General features: G+C 69.1%; 18 protein-coding genes. 4 read left to right on the forward strand and 14 right to left on the reverse strand.

Going from position 1 to position 19,166, the window contains the following annotated elements; all coding sequences use genetic code 11:
- Positions 1 to 107 precede the first annotated feature (107 nt).
- Genes ACGFIF_RS09375 through ACGFIF_RS09395 form a run of 5 tightly spaced genes read right to left on the reverse strand, consistent with a single transcriptional unit; the run spans position 108 to position 5,457 of the window.
- Positions 108 to 497, reverse strand: a complete 390-nt coding sequence (locus ACGFIF_RS09375) for a hotdog domain-containing protein (RefSeq protein ID WP_393153202.1) — start codon at positions 495 to 497, stop codon at positions 108 to 110.
- Positions 498 to 1,259 (reverse strand): OAM dimerization domain-containing protein, encoded by a 762-nt coding sequence (locus ACGFIF_RS09380; RefSeq protein ID WP_393153204.1) that lies wholly within the window; start codon positions 1,257 to 1,259, stop codon positions 498 to 500.
- Positions 1,256 to 2,833 carry a lysine 5,6-aminomutase subunit alpha gene (locus tag ACGFIF_RS09385; protein ID WP_393153206.1) on the reverse strand — a complete coding sequence of 526 codons (1,578 nt, stop codon included), beginning with the start codon at positions 2,831 to 2,833 and terminating at the stop codon, positions 1,256 to 1,258. The genes ACGFIF_RS09380 and ACGFIF_RS09385 overlap by 4 nt, the downstream gene beginning before the upstream one ends.
- A complete protein-coding gene (locus ACGFIF_RS09390) occupies positions 2,821 to 4,410 on the reverse strand; it encodes an amidohydrolase (protein ID WP_393153208.1) in 1,590 nt (529 codons plus the stop codon). The genes ACGFIF_RS09385 and ACGFIF_RS09390 overlap by 13 nt, the downstream gene beginning before the upstream one ends.
- A 3-nt stretch (positions 4,411 to 4,413) precedes the next feature.
- Positions 4,414 to 5,457, reverse strand: coding sequence for an L-erythro-3,5-diaminohexanoate dehydrogenase (locus ACGFIF_RS09395; RefSeq protein WP_393153210.1), 1,044 nt, complete (start codon positions 5,455 to 5,457; stop codon positions 4,414 to 4,416).
- Positions 5,458 to 5,597: 140 nt separating this feature from the next.
- On the opposite strand from ACGFIF_RS09395, the gene ACGFIF_RS09400 reads away from it, so the two are divergent.
- On the forward strand, positions 5,598 to 7,073 hold the full coding sequence (locus tag ACGFIF_RS09400; RefSeq protein ID WP_393153212.1) for a KamA family radical SAM protein: 1,476 nt from the start codon (positions 5,598 to 5,600) through the stop codon (positions 7,071 to 7,073).
- Positions 7,074 to 7,261: 188 nt separating this feature from the next.
- On the opposite strand, the gene ACGFIF_RS09405 is transcribed toward ACGFIF_RS09400, so the two are convergent.
- Genes ACGFIF_RS09405 through ACGFIF_RS09420 form a run of 4 tightly spaced genes read right to left on the reverse strand, consistent with a single transcriptional unit; the run spans position 7,262 to position 10,571 of the window.
- Positions 7,262 to 8,155, reverse strand: a complete 894-nt coding sequence (locus ACGFIF_RS09405; RefSeq protein ID WP_393153214.1) for a S41 family peptidase — start codon at positions 8,153 to 8,155, stop codon at positions 7,262 to 7,264.
- Between the two features lie 60 nt (positions 8,156 to 8,215).
- Positions 8,216 to 8,887: an HAD family hydrolase gene (locus tag ACGFIF_RS09410; protein WP_393153216.1), complete on the reverse strand. Its 672-nt coding sequence runs from the start codon at positions 8,885 to 8,887 to the stop codon at positions 8,216 to 8,218.
- A gap of 15 nt (positions 8,888 to 8,902) precedes the next feature.
- Positions 8,903 to 9,343 (reverse strand): Lrp/AsnC family transcriptional regulator, encoded by a 441-nt coding sequence (locus ACGFIF_RS09415; protein ID WP_328999880.1) that lies wholly within the window; start codon positions 9,341 to 9,343, stop codon positions 8,903 to 8,905.
- Between the two features lie 43 nt (positions 9,344 to 9,386).
- Positions 9,387 to 10,571, reverse strand: a complete 1,185-nt coding sequence (locus ACGFIF_RS09420) for an endonuclease/exonuclease/phosphatase family protein (RefSeq protein ID WP_393153218.1) — start codon at positions 10,569 to 10,571, stop codon at positions 9,387 to 9,389.
- Positions 10,572 to 10,707: 136 nt separating this feature from the next.
- Here ACGFIF_RS09420 and ACGFIF_RS09425 point away from each other — a divergent pair, with 136 nt between their 5' ends.
- On the forward strand, positions 10,708 to 11,628 hold the full coding sequence (locus ACGFIF_RS09425) for a 5'-3' exonuclease H3TH domain-containing protein (protein ID WP_393153681.1): 921 nt from the start codon (positions 10,708 to 10,710) through the stop codon (positions 11,626 to 11,628).
- On the forward strand, positions 11,625 to 12,827 hold the full coding sequence (locus tag ACGFIF_RS09430) for a M20 family metallopeptidase (RefSeq protein WP_393153220.1): 1,203 nt from the start codon (positions 11,625 to 11,627) through the stop codon (positions 12,825 to 12,827). The genes ACGFIF_RS09425 and ACGFIF_RS09430 overlap by 4 nt, the downstream gene beginning before the upstream one ends.
- Here ACGFIF_RS09430 and ACGFIF_RS09435 read toward each other — a convergent pair.
- From ACGFIF_RS09435 to ACGFIF_RS09450, 4 genes are read right to left on the reverse strand one after another with little or no spacing between them, the layout of a single operon-like run.
- Positions 12,824 to 13,972, reverse strand: coding sequence for an MFS transporter (locus ACGFIF_RS09435; RefSeq protein WP_393153222.1), 1,149 nt, complete (start codon positions 13,970 to 13,972; stop codon positions 12,824 to 12,826). The two genes, ACGFIF_RS09430 and ACGFIF_RS09435, sit on opposite strands and share 4 nt — an antisense overlap.
- Positions 13,972 to 14,553 (reverse strand): TetR/AcrR family transcriptional regulator, encoded by a 582-nt coding sequence (locus ACGFIF_RS09440; protein WP_393153224.1) that lies wholly within the window; start codon positions 14,551 to 14,553, stop codon positions 13,972 to 13,974. The genes ACGFIF_RS09435 and ACGFIF_RS09440 overlap by 1 nt, the downstream gene beginning before the upstream one ends.
- Positions 14,554 to 14,592: 39 nt before the next feature.
- Complete coding sequence (locus ACGFIF_RS09445) at positions 14,593 to 15,243, reverse strand: response regulator (protein WP_393153226.1); 651 nt, start codon at positions 15,241 to 15,243, stop codon at positions 14,593 to 14,595.
- Complete coding sequence (locus ACGFIF_RS09450) at positions 15,236 to 17,290, reverse strand: sensor histidine kinase (protein WP_393153228.1); 2,055 nt, start codon at positions 17,288 to 17,290, stop codon at positions 15,236 to 15,238. The genes ACGFIF_RS09445 and ACGFIF_RS09450 overlap by 8 nt, the downstream gene beginning before the upstream one ends.
- A gap of 154 nt (positions 17,291 to 17,444) precedes the next feature.
- Here ACGFIF_RS09450 and ACGFIF_RS09455 point away from each other — a divergent pair, with 154 nt between their 5' ends.
- Positions 17,445 to 18,080: a hypothetical protein gene (locus ACGFIF_RS09455; RefSeq protein ID WP_393153230.1), complete on the forward strand. Its 636-nt coding sequence runs from the start codon at positions 17,445 to 17,447 to the stop codon at positions 18,078 to 18,080.
- Between the two features lie 34 nt (positions 18,081 to 18,114).
- Here ACGFIF_RS09455 and ACGFIF_RS09460 read toward each other — a convergent pair whose 3' ends face one another.
- On the reverse strand, positions 18,115 to 19,122 hold the full coding sequence (locus ACGFIF_RS09460; protein WP_393153232.1) for a nucleoside hydrolase: 1,008 nt from the start codon (positions 19,120 to 19,122) through the stop codon (positions 18,115 to 18,117).
- Between the last annotated feature and the right edge of the window lie 44 nt (positions 19,123 to 19,166).

Genomic DNA, 19,166 nt, shown 5'->3' on the forward strand with positions numbered 1-19,166 from the left:
GTAACACTTTCGCCTGCCCGCACTGGAAAAACGAGGATGACTCACTGGAGTCACGTTACAGAGCCGTCTCGGCACTCCACGTGATCGTTACCGTGGGCAACTAATCGTCACCCAACCGGTACGACGACCGTCCCGGTTGCGCGCGTGATCACAAGCGGCTCGGCCAGTACCTCGGCCGCCGACTCGGACACGTCCGCCCGGCCCCGGCAGACGACGGAGGCGCTGAACTCGAGCTCCCGGCTGCGGTTCCCGACCCGGGTGATCGTTGCCGTCACTTCCACCACGTCGCCGGCCCGCAACGGCTGCAGGAACTGCACGTCGGAGTACGACGCGAACAGCCCCTCGTCACCGTCGGCCTGGATGCACACCTCGGTCGCGACATCGCCGAACAGCCCGAGCACGTAGGCACCGTCGACCAGGTTCCCGGCGTAGTGCGCATGGCTGTACGGCACATAGCGCCGATGCGTCACGGACAGGCCGATAGTTGCCTTTGACACCTATGCGCTCCTCTTGCTCGGCGTGCTGTGCTTGCGTTTCGTCACGAGTGCGTCGACCAGATAGCTGGCCACCTCGCCAGGAGTGGTGCCGCGGCCGAACACCCGGTCCACACCGAGCTCATCGGCCATCTGCTCGGTGAAACGGGGGCCACCGGCAACCAACACCGGCCGCGCGTCCTCGGCGTACGCCTCCCGGAACGCGGCCGACATCTCCTTGGTGTTCAGCACATGCGCCTCCCGCTGGGTGACCACCTGCGACACCAGGATCGCGTCCGCCTTCTCCGCCTTGGCCCGCCGGACCAGCTCCGGTACGGCGACCTGGGCGCCGAGGTTCACCACCTTCAGCTCGCGGTAGTACTCCAGGCCCTTCTCCCCCGCGAACCCCTTGATGTTCATGATCGCGTCGATACCGACCGTATGCGCATCGGTGCCGATACACGCACCGACGATGGTCAGCCGGCGGCGCAGCGTCTTGCGGATCGCGAGGTTGACCTCCTTCGGCGACAGCAGCGGGTAGTCGCGCTCGATCACCTCGACCTTGCTGGTGTCGACCAGGTGGTTCACCGGCCCATAGACGACGAAGAAGGTGAAGTCCGGTCCGATCGCCTTGGCGTGGACGACCAGCGCCGGGTCCATACCCATCTTGTTCGCCAATTGGGCGGCGGCACCCTCGGCCCGCTTGTCGTGCGGGATCGGCAGCGTGAACGACAGCTGCACCATCCCGTCACCGGTGGTGTCGCCGTACGGCCTGATGATGCTCACTGCGCCTCCTCGAGCAGCTCGGTCGCGGGGTTGTAGTACTCGGAGGACCGGCGAGCCACGCCCTCGAGGCCGCGGCCGGCGTCCTGGGGGCGCTTCATCAGGCCGAAGGTCCCGTCGCCGATCGCGTTCAGCAGGCCGTCGTCGACGATCTCCTCGAGCAGCTCGACCGACTCCCCCAGCACCTGCCGGGCGCGCTGGGCGATGAACCCGTCCGGCTCCGGCCGGAAGTCCTCATGAAGGTTGCCGGCCGCACCTAGAACGTAGCGGACGTTCTGCAGGGCCAGGTCGCGGTCGGAGATCCACGGCGTCACCACCGCCTCGGTCATCATGCCGACCAGCAGGATGCCCTGGCCGGTCATCGCGCCGACCAGGTTGAAGAACCCGTCCAGCAGGTAGCCGCGGAACACGTCGCCGGTCATGTGCCGGGTCGGCGGCATCCACTTCAGCGGCGCCTCCGGGAACAGCTGCCGGGCCAGCATCGCGTGGGCCAGCTCGAGCCGGAACGAGTCGGGCAGGTCCGGGTTGATCTCGAACGCGTGCCCGAGGCCGAGCTGCCAGTCCTCGAGCCCGGCCTCCTTGGCGAAGTACTCGTTCAGCAGCTGCGACACCGTCACCGTGTGCGCGGCCTCGACCGCGTCCGCGGTGGTCAGGTAGTTGTCCTCGCCGGTGTTGATGATGATCCCGGCGCGGGCGTGGATCTGCCGGCTGAACCGCTGGTCGACGAAGGTGCGGATCGGGTTGATGTCGCGGAACAGGATCCCGTACATCGAGTCGTTCAGCATCATGTCGAGCCGCTCGAGCCCGGCCAGCGTCGCGATCTCCGGCATACACAACCCGGAGGCGTAGTTCGTGAGCCGGACGTAGCGACCCAACTCGCGCGACGTCTCGTCCAGCGCGGCCCGCATCAACCGGAAGTTCTCCTGGGTCGCGTAGGTCCCGGCGAACCCTTCCCGGGTGGCGCCCTCGGGCACGTAGTCGAGCAGCGACTGCCCGGTCGACCGGATCACCGCGATGATGTCCGCACCTTCCCGCGCCGCCGCCTGTGCCTGCGGGATGTCCTCGTAGATGTCGCCGGTGGCAACGATCAGGTAGATCCACGGCCGCTGCTCCGGGTCACCGTGCCGCTTGATCAGCCGGTCGCGCTCGCGCCGCCGCCCGTCGATCCGCTTCAACCCGGCCGCGGCCGCCTTCCGCGACGCGGCCCGAGCCCGTACGGCGTCCCGCCCCTCAGGCAACCGGAACGTCACCGACCCCGACGCGGCCTTCTGCGCCAGCACAGCGAGATCCTCGGCCTCGCCCCGCACGAGCGCGTCCCACACCGGCAGTGCGAGCCCGTGTTCGAGCCCGACATCCGCACGGACCGTGTCCGCAAGCCGGTTCACCCACGGAATACCCTCGGTGTCCGCGCCGGTCAGTCCGGCCAACCGCAGTACCGCTCGCTCGACCGAGACCGTCGTGTGCTGCCGGGCCAGATTGACGATCGGCCGCCCGGCTTTCCGCGCCAGGCTCCGGGCCTTCCGCACAGTGACCGGATCAAGGTCAAGCTTCTTCACCGCACGCGTCAATGCGACCATCCCTCGGATTCGTACACAATGCGGCCGCCCACGGCAGTCCGCTGACAAGTAGGCACCGGCGCGTTGTCGCTGAGATCCGGCAGCACCGGCACGCCCGCGCGTGGGTCCGTCGACCAGGCCGCAACCCGCGAGTCCGGTGTCTGTACGACGAGCTCGGCATCGCTCTCCCAGATCGCGTACGTCGCCGCCGTACCGGGTGCGAGCACACCGGCGTCGTCGATACCGGCCGCTCGCCAGCCACCTCGGGTGTGGGCCTGGAACGCGGCCCGCACGGTGATGCGCTGCCCCTGCTCGTGGTGGAAGGCGGCCGCCCGCACGGCCTCCCAGCCGCCGAGTTCGGTGACCGGCGAGTCCGAACCGAACGCCAGTACGACGCCGGCACGGGCCAGCGAGCCGAACGGGTTCATGCCCTGCCACCGGTCGCCAACCCGCTCGGCGTACATGCCGTCCGGGCCGCCCCAGAGCGCGTCGAACATCGGCTGGACGCTGGCGACAACCCCGCAGCGGGCCAGCGTCGCGATCGCTTCCTCGTTCGGCATCTCGACGTGCTCGAGCCGGTGCCGCGCCGCGACGAGCGCATGGACACCGACCTTCTCGGCGGCGAGCTCGAAGCCGCGCGCGATGTTGTCGAGCGCCTGGTCGCCGATGCAGTGGAAGCCGGCCTGGACGTTCCGCTCGGTGCTCGCGATGACGTGCTCGGCGATCTCCTCGGCCGTCAGGTACGCGTGGCCACGGTGGTCCGCGCGATCGGCGTACGCCTCTCTCAGCGCCGCCGTCCGCGAACCCAAGGCGCCGTCCGCGTTCAGGTCACCGGCGAGGCCGGCCAGGCCGTACGTCTCGACGTGTTCGAAGACACCCGGCTGGCCCCAGTACAGCGTCGCCAACAGGCCGAGCTCATCCGCCACCTCGCGAATGATCGGCAGTTCCCACAACGGCCCGATGTGCGGCGCTGCCATCTCGTGGAACGCCCCGATGCCGCGGGATGCCATCGCCTGCAGTGCGGCCGTCACATCAGCGCGCCGCTGGTCCGGTCCGATCAGTTCGCTCAGGACGTCACGTACGGCGTGGTGCGCGTCCCGCTCCACCCGGCCGCTCGGGTCGTAGCCATCCCCTCGAGCCGTCGGGACCAGAGCCGACGAGATCACTCCGGAGTGGCCGTCGATGCGGGACAGGTAGACCCGGCGACCGTCCGCGGCGCGGTCCAGCTCCTCCGCGGTCGGCGGGCGGCCCTCCGGCCACTTGGTCTCATCCCACCCGGCGCCGTCGATCACAGCGTCAGCCGGAAGCTTGGCCACGAAGGATGCGAGCCGGTCGAGCGCCTCGGCGAGCGAGGTCGTGCCGGCGAGGTCGAGCCCGGTCAGCAGCGCGCCCGTCTGCGCGGCGTGGACGTGGGCGTCGACGAAGGCCGGCGTCACCAGCTTGCCGCCGAGATCGATCACCTCGTCCGCACCATCGGCGTACGACGCGGCGCCGGTGTCGTCACCGAGCCAGGTGACCACACCGTCGTCGAACGCGATCGCGGTCGCATGCGGGTCGGCGGGAGAGTAGACGGAACCGTTCGTCAGAAGTGTGCGCACGGCTCAATCCTCCGCCAGCCTGCTCTCGAACAGTCCGCGGACACCCGACTCGTTGCGCAACAGCTGCATCGCATAGTCCGCATGTCCGGGCACATACCCGTTGCCGACCAGCATGGTCACGTCCGCGGCCAGCCCTTCCGCACCGAGTGCGGCGGCCGAGAACGACGTCGCCATCGAGAAGAAGATCACAGTGCCGCCGGCAGCGGTCGCGAGCACAGCACCATGCTCACAACCCGGTACGTCGACGCAGACAACCGTGATGTCCGCCGGTCCCCCGGCCTGTTCGACCGCCTCGGCCAGAGCCACCGGATCACGCGCGTCGGCCAACGCGACCGTGTCCGCCAATCCGGCCACCTCGAGGCGTTCCGACTCGGCTTGCACAGGCACGATCCCGATGGTGCGGGCGGCTCCGGCGTGCCGGGCGGCGGCCAGTGACAGCGACCCGCTTTTACCTGCGCCGCCAATTACTGACACGACAGGCTTTGTGCCTTTGTCGACATACTGGCGGACCACACGGGCGGTCAGCGCGGGTGCACCACACACGTCCATCACGGCCAGCGAGAGCTCCGGCTTCAGGTCGTCCGGCAGCTTCGCCACGATCGAGCGGGCGAACAAGATCGCGTGACCTCGCGCCGGCACCTGCTCGCTGTTGCCGTCCCAGTCCGCAAGGCCATCGGTGATCTGCAGCGGCGTCAGCGTGAGCGAGACCAGCGTCGCGACGCGATCGCCGGGGGCGACATCGAGCGGCGACTCCGGGCCGACCTCGTCGACCACGCCGACGAGCATGCCGCCGGAGCCGGTGACCGGGTTCTGCATCTTGCCGCGCGTCTCGACGATGTCGAGCACGGCCTGGCGGACCGCCGTACCGTCGCCGCCGTGCGCCTCGGCGAGCTGGCGGTAGGACGCGGCGTCCAGATTCAGCCGCTCGACCGTGATCCGGACCTCGTCCGGCCAGATCTCGGCCCGCGCATCCAGTTTCTCCGCCGCCTGCGGCAACACGCCGGACGGGGCGATCACGCGGTGCAGTCCTACCGGGCTCGACGACACAGATCCTCCTTGGGCTCGGGCAAAATACTACTCAGATCGTGTTCTGACGAGAATTCTTGCGGCGTACTGTTGGATCTGAGGGAAGTTCTATCGCTATCCTCACATGAGACCGCATCACCCCTGAAGACCCCGGAGGACTCGTGACCGACCTGATCAGCCCTGATCTGGCCGTACCGGAGCCAAGCGACCACGACCTCGCCGGCCAGCCGTACGCGTACCGGCGAGCGGAGCTGGTGGAGCCGGACTGGACCCGGATCCCCGGCTGGAAGGACGTCACAGCCGAGGAGTGGCGGTCGGTGCAGTGGCAGCGCTCGCACTGCGTGAAGAACGTCAAGCAGTTGCGCGACGTCATGGGTGACCTGCTCGAGGAGCGGTTCTACGAGGACCTGACCCGGGACCAGGCCGAGCGGGCGACGATGTCGATGCTGCTCCCGCCGCAGATGCTGAACACGATCGTCCCTGCCGGTGCGGCCGATTACACCGAGGCCTTCTACGCGGACCCGGTCCGCCGCTACATGCTGCCGGCGTTCTCGGACCGACGTTCGGACTGGCCGTCGCACCCGCACGCCACCCGGGACTCCCTGCACGAGCACGAGATGTGGGCCACGGAGGGGTTGACCCACCGCTATCCGACCAAGGTGCTGGCCGAGGTCCTGCCGACCTGTCCGCAGTACTGCGGCCACTGCACCCGGATGGATCTCGTCGGCAACTCGACGCCGGTGATCGACAAGCTGAAGTTCGTGGCCAAGCCACAGACCCGGCTCGACGACATGCTCGACTACCTGCGTCGTACGCCGGGAGTCCGGGACGTGGTCGTGTCGGGTGGCGACGTGGCGAACATGCCGTGGCCGCGGCTGGAGACGTTCCTCACCAACCTGCTGGAGATCGAGAACATCCGCGACATCCGGCTGGCCACCAAGGCCCTGATGGGGATGCCGCAGCACTGGCTGTCGGATGACGTCCGGGCCGGGGTCGAGCGGGTCGCGACGATCGCGCGGCAGCGTGGCGTGATGATCGCGATGCACACCCACGTGAACGCGGCCCAGTCGGTGACGCCATTGGTGGCCGAGGCAACGAAGGCGATGTTCGAGGCCGGCCTGCGCGACGTACGCAACCAGGGTGTGCTGATGCGCGGGGTGAACGACTCGGTCCCGCAGCTGCTCGACCTCTGCTTCGCGCTGCTCGACGGCGCGACCATCACGCCGTACTACTTCTACATGTGCGACATGATCCCGTTCTCCGAGCACTGGCGGGTGTCGGTGCGCGACGCGCAGCACCTGCAGCACGGGATCCTCGGGTACCTGCCCGGTTTCGCCACGCCGCGCATCGTCTGCGACGTCCCGTACGTCGGCAAGCGGTGGGTGCACCAGCTGTCCGAGTACGACGAGGTCCGCGGCATCTCGTACTGGAAGAAGAACTACCGGACCGGTATCGAGCACCAGGACCCGGAAGCGCTGAACCGGACCTACGAGTACTACGACCCGATCGACAGCCTGCCGGCCGAGGGCCAGGAGTGGTGGAAGCAGCACGCCGGCACCTCGCTGGCAGAGGCCGAGAAGCGCGCCGCGGCCTCCCGTGCGACCGCCGAGTCGCAGAAGCTGCTGCAGATCAACTAACCCCGAACCGCCTTCGGTGCCGCCAATGCAGGGGGCGGCATCGGAGGCGTTGCAACTTCCTGCAATCGCGGCGAGCTGGGTGAGAACATCACCACCCCCGGCATCGACCTCCTCACTCGAGGTGGTCTAGCCACCGTCAGGGCCGGCCACCGTACAAACTGCCTCCACGCGTACGCCGACCGCCGCAGCTAGGCACCGGGTCGTCCCAGTGCCGCCTTGAGTGCCGTGTCGAGTGCGTGGTCAGCTGGGACGGGAACATCGGGGATCACTCCGACACCTTCCCAGTTGGTGCCGGTCACGCTGTTGATGGTCCGGGCGGTCGGCACGGTCACCAGGATGTGTTCGGTGACCGCGTGGCGTGCCGTCGGATGCGCACCGCCGCGTGTGGTCTCACCGACGATGACGGCTCGGCCGTGCGCTTGAAGGGTGTACGCCACGTCCTCGCCCCCCGAGAACGTGATCGCGCTGGTGAGTACATAGACCGGGTGGTGCGCATAGCGCGGCGCAGGAAGGTGCGCTGTCGTCCAGTACTGGCGGGTGGTGCCGGTGGACCGCTCGTAGATGTCGTTGAGGTGCACCTGGTCGTCGCGGAAGAAGTAGCTGCACCACATCGCCGCCCCCTCCGGTGCCCCGCCGCGGCAAGCGCGCAGGTCCAGGATGAGCGCAGTGCTGTGGGCGACCAGTTGCATGGCCGCGCCGATCGCGCCGGCACCCTCGTCGGCGTACGCGATGCGCCGGACGTCGATGAGTCCGACGTTCCCGTCCAACTGCTCAACCCGGCGGATCCCCTGGTTCTCTGCCCGGAGCAGCGCGAGGAAGGCGGCTCGCCCTTCATCGGCGTCCGCCGGATCCATTGACTGCGGCTGGTCCACCCAGAGCAGCCGCAGATGCTTGTCCGGGCACACCTTCTGAAGGTGCTTGGTCACCAGCTCACAGAGCACCGGCCCGCCCAGTTCGGCATACTCCCCCGCTGCGAGGCGACGCCGGATCGCCGCGCTGATGTCCGCGGTCAGCTCGGGAAAGACGTACCCGGCCTCGATTCTGTCCAGGGCCTGTCCGACGATCTGTTCGTTTGTGGGCACGGCGAGCCACCCTAGACCGCGAGCAGCCGCACAGCCAGCGATTTTCCCGCGGCCCGAAGGTCAGGCAGGCACACCGATGAGGTCGGGTAGCTCGGTGAACGAGGTGACGGTGGGGCCGTCCCAGGTGGGGTCGCTGTCGGAGTGCTCGGTGGTGCGAATGGCGTACATGCCGAGCGCCGCGGCTGCGGGGAGTTCACCGTCGTTGCCGTCGCCGATGTACACGCAGTCGGCGGGCTCGACACCGAGTGCGTTGCAGGCGGCCAGGTAGATCTCGGGTTCGGGTTTGGCGGCGCCGACCTCGGCGGAGAAGGCGGTCGTCTCGAAGTACGGCGGGAGCGGGCAGTCCGGCCATTGGAGCTGGGTCTCCGAGGTGATGTTGCTGACCAGCCCGGTCCGCCAGCCGGCCGACCGCAGCTCGGCCAACGCGGTCAGCGTTCCGGCCGGGGCGGCGTTGAGGAGCCGGCGGGACAGCTTCCGGCGCAGGCTTGTTGCCTCACGCACCTGTTCGTCGGTCGGGTCCACGCCGGTCCGCTGCGCGATCACCCGCAACGTACTGGGCAGGTCGCCGTACGCGCCGGTGAAGCGCTCGTACGACGTCGCGGCGAACTCGCGCAGGAACGCGTCGGCGTCCACGCCAAGCACCTCGGACAGCTTCTGGTTGACCCCGTCCCGCTCGGCGTCGCCGCCAGGTACGAGAGTGCTGAACAGATCGACCAACAGGGCTCGGCGCACGCAGCCGACCCTATGTCACAAGGCAGGCGGACGGCGCTCGTACGGCGTGCTCAGGACGATGGTGGTCGTGGTGGAGACGTTGGCGCGGGCGCGGATGACGGCCAGTAGGTTCTCCAGGGCGGCCGGCGAGGCGACCCGGACCACCAGGATGTAACTGGAGTCGCCGGCCACCGAGTAGCAGGACTCGATCTCGCGGACCTCGCGGAGCCGCTCGGGCGAGTCGTCCGGCTGAGACGGGTCGATCGGCCGGATCGAGATCAGCGCGGTCAGCGGCAGATCGAGAGCGGTGTGGTCGACCGTGGCCGCGTACCCCTGGATGATGCCGCGCTGCTCCAGCCGCTTGACCCGCTGATGCACCGCCGACGTGGACAGGCCGGTCGCCTTGCCCAGGTCGGTGAAACTCATCCGGCCGTCACTCGCCAGCAACCCAACGATCTTACGGTCAAGGTCCTCCACGCTGACGACCTTACTGGAGCGAGGCGCCCGCCCGCAGGCGTTCTCACCGGGACAGCGTCAGCACCACCCCGGCGTGGTCCGACGGCCACAACCCGGTGACCGGGTCCTTGGCCGCGCTGGTGGCTCCGGTGACGTCCCCGGCGACGACCCGGACCTGCTCGCCGGGCGCCGGGCGGGCGAAGATCATGTCGATCCGGTGGTCGAAGGACGGCGGCGCCGGCTCGTCGACGGTCTCGTTCAGCCCGGACGTCCACCCCTGCGCAGCAGGTCGCCAGGTCAGCCAGAGATCGGTGAACCCGCCGGGTCCGGTGATGAAGTTGTACGGCCCGTTGTGCGGCGTCCGGAGCGGATCGGTCGGTTTCACGGTGTTGTTCAAAGGATCGGAGTTGCAGTCGCAGCCGATGATCGTGGTCCGCCCACGGTCGCCTGCCGGGCCAGTCAGCAACTCCACCGCCTGGGCGAGGGCGAGATCGGAGCTGAACGCCTCCAGATGGGTGTTGACGAACCGGAACGACCGGCCCGACCCGTGCGCGACGTCGACCCAGTTGAAACCACGGACGAACGAGGCCGGCAGACCACCCACACTGAGCACGAGCTTGGCGTCGTACTGTCCGCTGCCCGAGTCGAGGACGCGGAGGTTGCTGCCGGCCCGGAGCAGGACGACGTCACGCACGGTGAGTCGCACGTCGCGTCCCTGCGTCGCCGTACCGGTGAACGGGTTGCCGACGAAGGCGGGCGCCTCCACGTCGGACTCCTGCTGGACGACAACAGCCTTGTAAGGGACGCCGGCCTGGCGGAGATCCTGGAGCAGGATCGCCAGGAAGTCGTAGTCGACCGTGGTGGCGTTCAGCGCCCCGGGGCTGCCCGCACCCGGCAGTTCGAGCGGCCCGTGCCGCCACAGCGCGACCTCCTGGACGCCGATCAGGTCCGGCTTGGTGCCGGCGATCTCCGCCGCGAGCAACTCGCTGCGGCGCGGGAAGTTCGTCTGGTCGACGATGGCGCGGGTGACGTGGTTCGCGTTGCCGAGGGCGACGAACGCCGCGGCGCCGGTGAGGCCGGCGGTGGCCCGGATCGGCCGCTGGATGTCCGCACCCAGGTAGATGTTGCGGGTCATCACGGTGACCGGCTTGTTCGGGTCGGCCAGGGCTGGAGCGGCCTGCAGTGGTACAGCGAGCAGTGCCAAAGCTGACGCGACTGCGATCGATCTGGACAACAACGACCTGTGCATGCGATCCCCTCCCCGGACGACGCTGACCTGATCCTTGATGCGTCGCGATGGTCTGGCAAGGGCTCGCGGCCGGTGATCGCGGTCTGTCCGACGGCTGTGAAAGCATCACCCCATGGCTGAGACAGACCAGCGACTCATGCTGCTCGACACCGCGTCCCTGTACTTCCGTGCGTTCTTCGGGGTGCCGGACACGATGAAGGCCGCTGACGGTACGCCGACCAACGCTGTCCGGGGGCTGCTCGACTTCATCGCCCGGCTGACCGAGAACCACCGGCCGACCCACCTGGTCGCCTGCTGGGACGACAACTGGCGGCCGTCCTGGCGGGTCGCGCTGATCCCGTCGTACAAGGCGCAGCGGGTCGAGTTCGTCACGCCGAAGGGTGAGCAGGTCGAGGACGTGCCGGACCGGCTCGAGGTGCAGGTGCCGTACATCCGCGCCTGCCTGGAGGCCCTCGGCATCGCGGTCGTCGGCGCTCCGGATCACGAGGCCGACGACGTGATCGGCACGCTGTCCCACCAGGCGACGATGCCGGTCGACGTCGTCACCGGTGACCGTGACCTGTTCCAGCTGATCGACGACAGCCGCGGCATCCGCGTCGTCTACACCGCCGCGCGGGGTGTCGGCCGAGCCGATGTGTACGACGAGAAGGCGCTGCTCGCGAAGTACGAGGTCCCCGCCAACCGGTACGCGGACTTCGCCACGCTCCGCGGTGACGCGTCCGACGGCCTGCCCGGTGTGAAGGGTGTCGGCGAGAAGACGGCCGCGTCACTCGTCACGGCGTACGGCGATCTGGACAGCATCCGGAAGGCGGCAGCCGACCCGAGTACGCCGATGTCGCCGTCGGTGAAGCGGAAGATCCTGGACGCGAGCGACTACCTCGACGTCGCCCCGAAGGTGGTCGCGGTGGCCAAGGACGCACCGGTCGGCACGTTCGACGCAACGATCCCGCACGAGGTCAAGGACCCGGAGCGCTGGCTCGACCTGATCGAGCTCCTCGAGCTCGGCGGCAGCGCCCAGCGAGTGATGTCCGCGCTCAAGCTGGGCCCGCAGGCATGAGCCGGACGGTCGAGCTGGCCGAGGGCTTCCGGGACGAGATCGTTGCCCTCCGCCGGGCGCTCCATCAGGTCCCGGAGTACGACCTCGAGCTGCCCAAGACCCAGGGCCTGATCCTCGACGCGCTGGAAGGCCTGCCGCTGGAGATCACCCTCGGCAAGGAGTTGTCGTCGGTGACAGCGGTACTGCGAGGAGGCCGCGGACCGGGTCCCGTCGTCCTGCTGCGTGGTGACATGGACGCTCTCCCGGTCACCGAGCGGGTCGACGTACCGTACGCGTCCCAGCACCCCGGCATGATGCATGCCTGCGGCCACGATCTCCACGTCGCCGGACTCGTCGGTGCGGCGAAGATCCTGTCCGCGATGCAGGCCGAGCTGGCCGGCGATGTGGTGTTCATGTTCCAGCCGGGTGAGGAGACGAGCGGCGGCGCGCCGATCATGATCCGCGAGGGTGTCCTCGACGCCGCCGGCCGCCGGGCGGATGCCGCCTACGGTCTGCACGTCGGGTCGGCCGGGCAGCCGGTGGGGATGTGGAGCAGTAAGCCCGGCCCGTTCATGGCCGCGGCCGACCAGTTGCACGTGCGCGTCGTCGGAGCCGGGACGCACGGATCGATCCCGCACCGCGGCAAGGACCCGATCCCGGTGCTCTGCGAGGTGGTCGGGGCGTTGCAGACCATGGTGACGCGGCAGTTCGACGTGTTCGACCCGGTCGTGCTCACGGTCGGGCGGATCGCGGGCGGCACGAAGGAGAACATCATCCCGGACGACGCGTTCTTCGACGCGACGGTCCGGACGTTCTCCGCCGAGACTCGCGCCAAGGTGCAACTGGCGTCGACGCAACTGGTCGAGGCGCTGGCGGCCGCGCACGGCCTCACCGCCGAGGTGGACTACCGCATCGGCTACCCGGTGACGGTCAACGATGCCGCGGAGTACGAGTTCGCCCGGTCGACGATCGTCGACCTCTTCGGCCCCGACCGGTTCCGCGAACGCCGCAATCCGAGGTGCGGCGCCGAGGACATGTCCTACGTTCTGCAGGAGGTCCCCGGCGTCTATCTCAACATCAGCGCCTGCCGCTCCGCCGATCCCGAGGCTGCCGCCGACAACCACTCCCCCTTGGCCGACTTCGACGACTCCGTCCTCCCCGACGGGGCCGCCCTGCTGGCGGAACTCGCCGTCCGCCGCATCGCCCGAGGCCTCGCCTAAGCCCGTACGGCGTTCCGCTCGCGAAGCCAGGCCACCGCGCTCAGCCCGATCCCGAGGACCGTGGTGAGCGCGGCGGCCAGGTAGATCGCACGGAGTCCGGGACCGCCGATCACGCGGCCGCCGAGCCACCCGGCGAATGCGGCCGCGACCTGGTACGCCGACGCGTTCACGGCGATCGCCAACGTCGGAGCCGCGGCGGCCGTGGCCATCACGCGGGTCTGCATCCCGGGAATGACGGAGAACCCGACGGCGCCGGCCGCGAAGACGAGCACCGCCGTGATCGCCGTGCCGGTCGATGCCCAAAGCCCAAGGAGGATCGCGACCAGGACGGCCAGGGAGACGAGCTGCGACGGGAGCAAAGCGCGGTCTGCCAGCCAGCCGCCGGCCAGGTTGCCGAGGGCCGCGCCGACGCCGTACACGAGGAGCATCGGCGCGACCGCCTCGGCAGCGAACGAGCCGACGTCCGTGAGCAACGGCGCGAGGTAGGTGAACACCGTCAGCAGGCCGATGTTGGCGACCGCCGTGACCGCGATCGCCAACTGCAGGTCGCGCTGCCGGAACTCCGTGAGCTCTCCCAGCGCAGTGCCCCTCGTCCCGGTCTGGTCGGCCGGCACGAAGCGAGCGACGAGCAGCAGACCCAGCGCGCAGCACCCGGTGATCGCCAGGAAAGTGGCCCGCCAGCCGACCGCATCGCCGATGTAGGTGCCGAGCGGTGCGCCGAGGATCATCGCCAGGTTCATGCCGAGGGCAAGCTTCGCGACGGCCGACGCCTGTCTGCCCGGCCGGGCCGCGGACACGACGATCACGATGGCGTTGGCGAAGAAGGTCGCGGTGACGAGGGCGGTCACGATCCGGGCCGCGAACAGGACGCCGTACCCGGGTGCGAGCGCCGAGATCAGGTTGCCGGCGATCGCGACCGTCAGCAGCCCGAGGACCAGCGGCTTCCTCGGCAGGCCGGCGGTGATTGCGGTCAGCAACGGTCCGCCGACGATCATGCCGAGCGCGTACGCCGTCACCAGCAGGCCCGCCGCCGGGATCGAGACCCCCAGGTCGGCGGCGACGCCGGGCAGGATGCCGGCCAGCACGAACTCGCCCGTGGTGACACCGAAGACGCAGACCATCAGCGCCGGAAGGGTGCCGCGCATCAGAGCGCCGCGATGGTGCCGTCGACCACATCCAGCAGCGCCTGCCGGTCGTCGGTGACCTTCGCCAGCACGCGGAGTCCGTAGTACGCGCTCTGGAACATCCGGGCAACCTGCCGTGGCCGGCGGTCCGCCGACAGCTCACCGGTCTGCTGTCCGACCGCGATCAACGCCGTCAACGCTTCCTCGAGATCCTTGAACTGCGTGTGCACCAGGGTGCTGACATCACCTGTGCGGCCGCTCGTCTCGGTCGCCGCGTTCAGGGCGAGACAGCCCCGCCGACCGGGGTCGGTCAGGTCAAGGTCGATCATCGCGACCATCAGCTCCCGGAGCCGCTCCCGGACCGACCCGTCCGCCGGCGCCAACTCCTGCAACTGCCGTGCCGCTCGGGTCTCGGCGTACCGCTTGATCGCCGCCTCGTAGATCGCGTGCTTGCCGGCGAACGCGTTGTACAGGCTCCCCCGCTGCAATCCCGTGCGCTCACACAGATCCTGGGTGGTGGTTGCTTCGTACCCCTTCTCCCAGAAGACGTCCATCGCCGCATCGAGGACGGCGCTGTCGCTGAACGTGCGAGGTCTGGCCACATCGCCAGGCTAACGGGTTTTTGATCGCTCAGTCAAAAACTAGCGCCCGAGTCCCGCGTCGCGGGCGCGGATGATGGCTTCGGCGCGGTCGGCGACGTGCAGCTTGGCGAAGATGTTGGACACGTTGTTCCGCACCGTCTTGGGTGACAGGAAGAGCTCGGAGGCGATCTGCGCGTTGGACCGGCCGGCCGCGACCAGCGCGAGGATCTCGTGCTCTCGGGCGGTGAGTTGCGGGAACGGACTGCCGGGGCCGGCAACTGGAGCCGCGGAGAAGAACTCGGCCACCCGCCGCGCGATCGCCGGCCCGAAGATCGCCTCGCCCTGCGCGACCGCGGTGATCGCCCGGACGATCTCGGCCTGGTTCGCGCCCTTCAGCAGATACCCGCGCGCCCCGGCCCGCATCGCGGCGAACAGGGTCTGGTCCTCCTCGGCCATCGTGAGTACAACGACGCCGATGTGCGGACTGTCCGCGGTGATCGCCCGGGTCGCCTCGATCCCGTCCAGTCGCGGCATCTGCACGTCCATCACCACGACATCCGGCTGCAACTCCCGGGCGCCGTCCACCGCCTCCACCCCGTCGGCCGCCGTACCGACGACCTCGACGCCGTCCAGCGAGCCGAGCAACGCGGCCAGCCCGTCGCGGTAGACGGGGTGGTCGTCGGCCAGCAGCACCCGCACGGTCTCACCCATGAACAACCTCCGGTACGGCGTCCAGCGGCAACCTCACCCGTACGACGGTCCCGCCGCTGGCTGGACACGTGACACTGCAGACTCCCCCGAGCTCAGCGGCCCGTTCCCGCACCGACAGCATCCCCACGCCCGCCGTCACCTCCTCGCCGATCCCGATCCCGTCATCGCGCACCGACAACTCCAGTGCCGTCCCATCCACCCGCAAACTGATGTCACACCGGCTGGCTTCAGCGTGCCGCGCGACGTTCGTGAGCGCCTCCGACGCGATCCGGTACGCCGCCACCTCGACGCCGGCCGGCAACGGCCCGATCCCATCCGCGTCCACCGACACCGACAACCCGCCGAGCCGGAAACGCTCCGCTTGCTGCTCGATCGCCCGTACCAATCCGAGCTCGTCCAACGCCGGCGGTCGCAGGTCGTGAACCAGTCTGCGTACGTCGGCCAGCGCAGCGGCCACCTCGGTCGTGGCCTGCTCGAGCATCCGGTCCGACTCGGCCGGAGCGGACGTCGCCAGATTCCGGGCGGTCTCGATCCGCAGCGCGACCGCGCCGAGGCTCGGACCCAGGCTGTCGTGCAGATCCCGCCGGATCCGTCGGCGTTCCTCCTCGCGGGCGGCGACGAGGCGGCTCCGGCCCTGCTGCAGCTCAGCGCTCAACTCACTGGCCCGCGCCGCCGCGGCAGCCTGCCTGACCAGGTCTCCCAGCAACCGTTGGTCCCGCTCGGACAGCGCCGTACCGTCGCCAGGGCAGAACACGAGCCGCCCGACCGGCTCACCGCGATAGCCCACCGGGAGTGCGTGCGTCGGGCCTGATTCCCGCCCGTGCTCGACGATCGCCGTCTGACCACCCGGCCGCTCGATCTCGACCCGCACGTACGGCAGCCGGAACGCCTCGGCCAGCGTGCGGGCGACCGCCTGGAGCTGCTCATCCGGGTCTGCGGCCGACTCGAGCCGCTCGGCCAGCGTGGACATCGTCGCGTACGGGTCATCGCGGGAGCCGCGGACGAGGCGCCGTGCCCACCGCCACAGCCGACTCCGCAGCGGCGCGTAGACCACGGCCACGACCGCGATCGCGACCAGCGCGGCATCACGCTCGCCGAGGACACCACCGGCGATCGCGAACACGGCCAGGTCGACGCCGACCACGAGCACCACGAGGACGCCGTACAGGAAGGTGGCCGAGAGCAACCGGTCGACGTCGTACAGGCGATGTTTGGTGACGGCGACGACGATCGCGGCCGAGGTGAGGGCGATGGCCAGGCCGAACATGATCGCCGGTACCGCGGGCGGGTTCTCGAACGGGACGATCAGCACGATCATGTCGATCAGCGCGGCCCACATCAGCCAGCGGATCTGCGCCCGCCGCTCCCGCGCCGCGGCCCGGTAGCGGTGCACGGTGACGGCGAACGGTACGACGAGGCTGACGAGCACGGCCGTGTAGGCGACGCGGAGCAGCGGCTCCCAGACGTCGTACGGCAGGTCGATGCTGAACGGATCCAGCGACAGCTGAGTGATCTCCGGCGGCAGCGATGCGTTGTGGTAGCGCTGCATGACGTCGATCGGCGCGACGAGCAGCAGGAGCGGTAGCAGCACGGTGAGTGCGAGGCTGACGACCGACAGCCAGCGCCAGAGCCTCGCAGTGGGCAGCCTTCCGTCGGGGAACAGCAGGATGAGCAGCGGCAATCCGAGCAGTAGGAAGGCTCCGAAGCGGGAGTAGAACCAGTACGCCGCCGACGCGCCGGGCAGCCCTGGCGACGTGTAGATCGCGTACGTCGCCCAGCTCGACGCGAACCCGTCGACGATCCACAACAGCCCGGATCCGGTCAGGATCCAGGCGATCGGATGACGCGGGAGCCGCTGCAGGAGCAGCAGGCCCGGCACCAGCTGCGCCAGCCCGCAGAGGGCGGCCGTCCAGCCCTCGTCCAGCTCGGCGGCGGGCGGGATGTCGATGCCGTTGCGGAGGTCGAGCACCACGGTGGCGGCAACCAGCAGGAGCGCGGCTGCCCCGAGTACAGCCGGCCCCCAACCCCTCCGTGCCTCCTCCCCCACCGCTGCATTGTCACCCAGAGTGTGTCCCGCCGTCGCGGGTCAACTGTCCCGTCGTACGACGGGACAACTCGAAGGACCGCGGGCCCTGGTTCGCGGGACGGCCGGCCCCGAAGGCTCAGTGGTCATGAGACACACCTCAGGGGGAGGAACCGCAATGACTACAACACCTGCTAGGGCCCGCACCGATGTGACACCGACGATTCGGGTCCAGAGCGGCCCGGCCGAGCGCACGATCCGGCGACTCGGCCTCGGTCTGACAGCCGGGACGCTCACGTGGGCGGCGAGCATCTTCGCGTTCACCACCGTGAACGACGGAGTGCCCGAGCGGATCGGGGACCTGACCGGGCTCGCGTTCCAGCTCGGCGTGTTCTGCCTGCTGGCGATCCAGTTCCGGACCCGGGCGACCGGGCTGAGCCGAGGATCCGTCGTACTGCTGAAGGTGGAGGCGGTGATCCTGGGGATCGCGAGTGTGTGGTCGCTACTGCACGGGGTGCTGCCGTCGCCGCACCAGGACGCGGCCTGGCTGGTGCCGCTCGACATCTGCTGGCCGCTGTCGATGCTCGGGATGGCAGTGATCTCGGTGAAGATCGCCTTCGCCGGCCGCTGGCAAGGCATCCTGCGCTGGTGGCCCCTGGTCGCCGAGAGCTGGGCGGTCGTAACGGTCCCGTCGATGATCCTCTTCGGCGACCAGGCCTCCCGCTGGGTAGGCGGCACCCACCTGCTGATCGGCTACGCAACCCTCGGAGTACTACTCGCCCTACGACCCCACCTCGTCATCCCGAAGGCCTGACGCCGGGGCGCCATCCACCACGGATGGCGCCCCCTCAGTCGTGAGTCCAGTCCAGGTGGGAATCGAGCCAGGTCATGAAGGCGCCGTAGTCCGCGCTGATCGACATGATGATCTCCGAGCCTTCATCGCTGCGGCTCATCCGCGCGTCGGCGCCCAGCGCGACGCGCTCCCGGGCGAATCGGATCCCCGGCCAGAGGGTGGCCGCGGCGAGAGTGAGGGCGTCGTGTTGCATCGAGCCCGGATAGCGCGCCATCCACCGGTCGGAGTGCGTCTTGAGGATCGTCGCCCACGGTGGTGCGTCGGGTTCCGTCCACTTCTTGTAGATCGGCGAGTCTTCGGTGATCTCCGTGGCCACGTTGAAAGTCACGTCCGAGACCACCAGCGTCGGCAGCGGGTCCTGGAGAGCGGCCAGCATCCGGATCGCCGCCGCCGGATCCACCCGGAAGTTGTGCTCGGCCCGCGACGGATCCCGATAGACGATCGCCCCACCCATCTGCGTGACAACCATCCGCTCAACCAGGTCGGGCCGCTCCGACTGCAGCGTCGACAGATTCGACAACGGCCCCATCCCTACCCACCGAATCGGCCCGTTCACCGCCCCACAAACGTCCGCAACCGCCGATACGACATCGGTCTCCTGCTGAGGCACATCAGCCGGAAACAACCCGTCCACGAAGTAGGGCCGGCTGTTCCCCAGATCCGACCCGGCAACCACCCGCACATCCTGCCGTCCCACCAAATCCAGCAGGAACCGAACAAACCGGGCCCGCTCCCCGCCGTACTCATCACTGGTGATCACCAATGCCAGTTCCGGCACCCGCCGCGCAGCCACAACCACCGCAACGGTGTCATCAGGATCACCCCCGATGTCCGTATCGATGATCATCGGCGCACGAGCGATCGGCGCGCGGCCGACCGCCGGCGGCGGCCCGCCCGCAGCGAGCGACTCAGCGAGCTCATCGAACTCCTCATAACTGTTGCCCAACCCAACGAGCGCCAGCCAGTCGCCGGTCGATTCCCCGCCGCCCCGCATGCCACCCATCCATACCTCCGCCTGTGTGTGCTGAGCTGAGAATACGTTTTGGC

Origin of the sequence: Kribbella sp. NPDC049174 (assembly GCF_043197365.1) — a bacterium.
GTDB lineage: Bacteria > Actinomycetota > Actinomycetes > Propionibacteriales > Kribbellaceae > Kribbella.

Coding starts and splice junctions, on each gene's coding strand:
- ACGFIF_RS09385 (WP_393153206.1), bottom strand. CDS start 2,833: ATGGTCGCATTGACGCGTGCGGTGAAGAAGCTTGACCTTGATCCGGTC.
- ACGFIF_RS09420 (WP_393153218.1), bottom strand. CDS start 10,571: ATGCACAGGTCGTTGTTGTCCAGATCGATCGCAGTCGCGTCAGCTTTG.
- ACGFIF_RS09425 (WP_393153681.1), top strand. CDS start 10,708: ATGCTGCTCGACACCGCGTCCCTGTACTTCCGTGCGTTCTTCGGGGTG.
- ACGFIF_RS09430 (WP_393153220.1), top strand. CDS start 11,625: ATGAGCCGGACGGTCGAGCTGGCCGAGGGCTTCCGGGACGAGATCGTT.
- ACGFIF_RS09435 (WP_393153222.1), bottom strand. CDS start 13,972: ATGCGCGGCACCCTTCCGGCGCTGATGGTCTGCGTCTTCGGTGTCACC.
- ACGFIF_RS09445 (WP_393153226.1), bottom strand. CDS start 15,243: ATGGGTGAGACCGTGCGGGTGCTGCTGGCCGACGACCACCCCGTCTAC.
- ACGFIF_RS09455 (WP_393153230.1), top strand. CDS start 17,445: ATGACTACAACACCTGCTAGGGCCCGCACCGATGTGACACCGACGATT.
- ACGFIF_RS09460 (WP_393153232.1), bottom strand. CDS start 19,122: ATGGGTGGCATGCGGGGCGGCGGGGAATCGACCGGCGACTGGCTGGCG.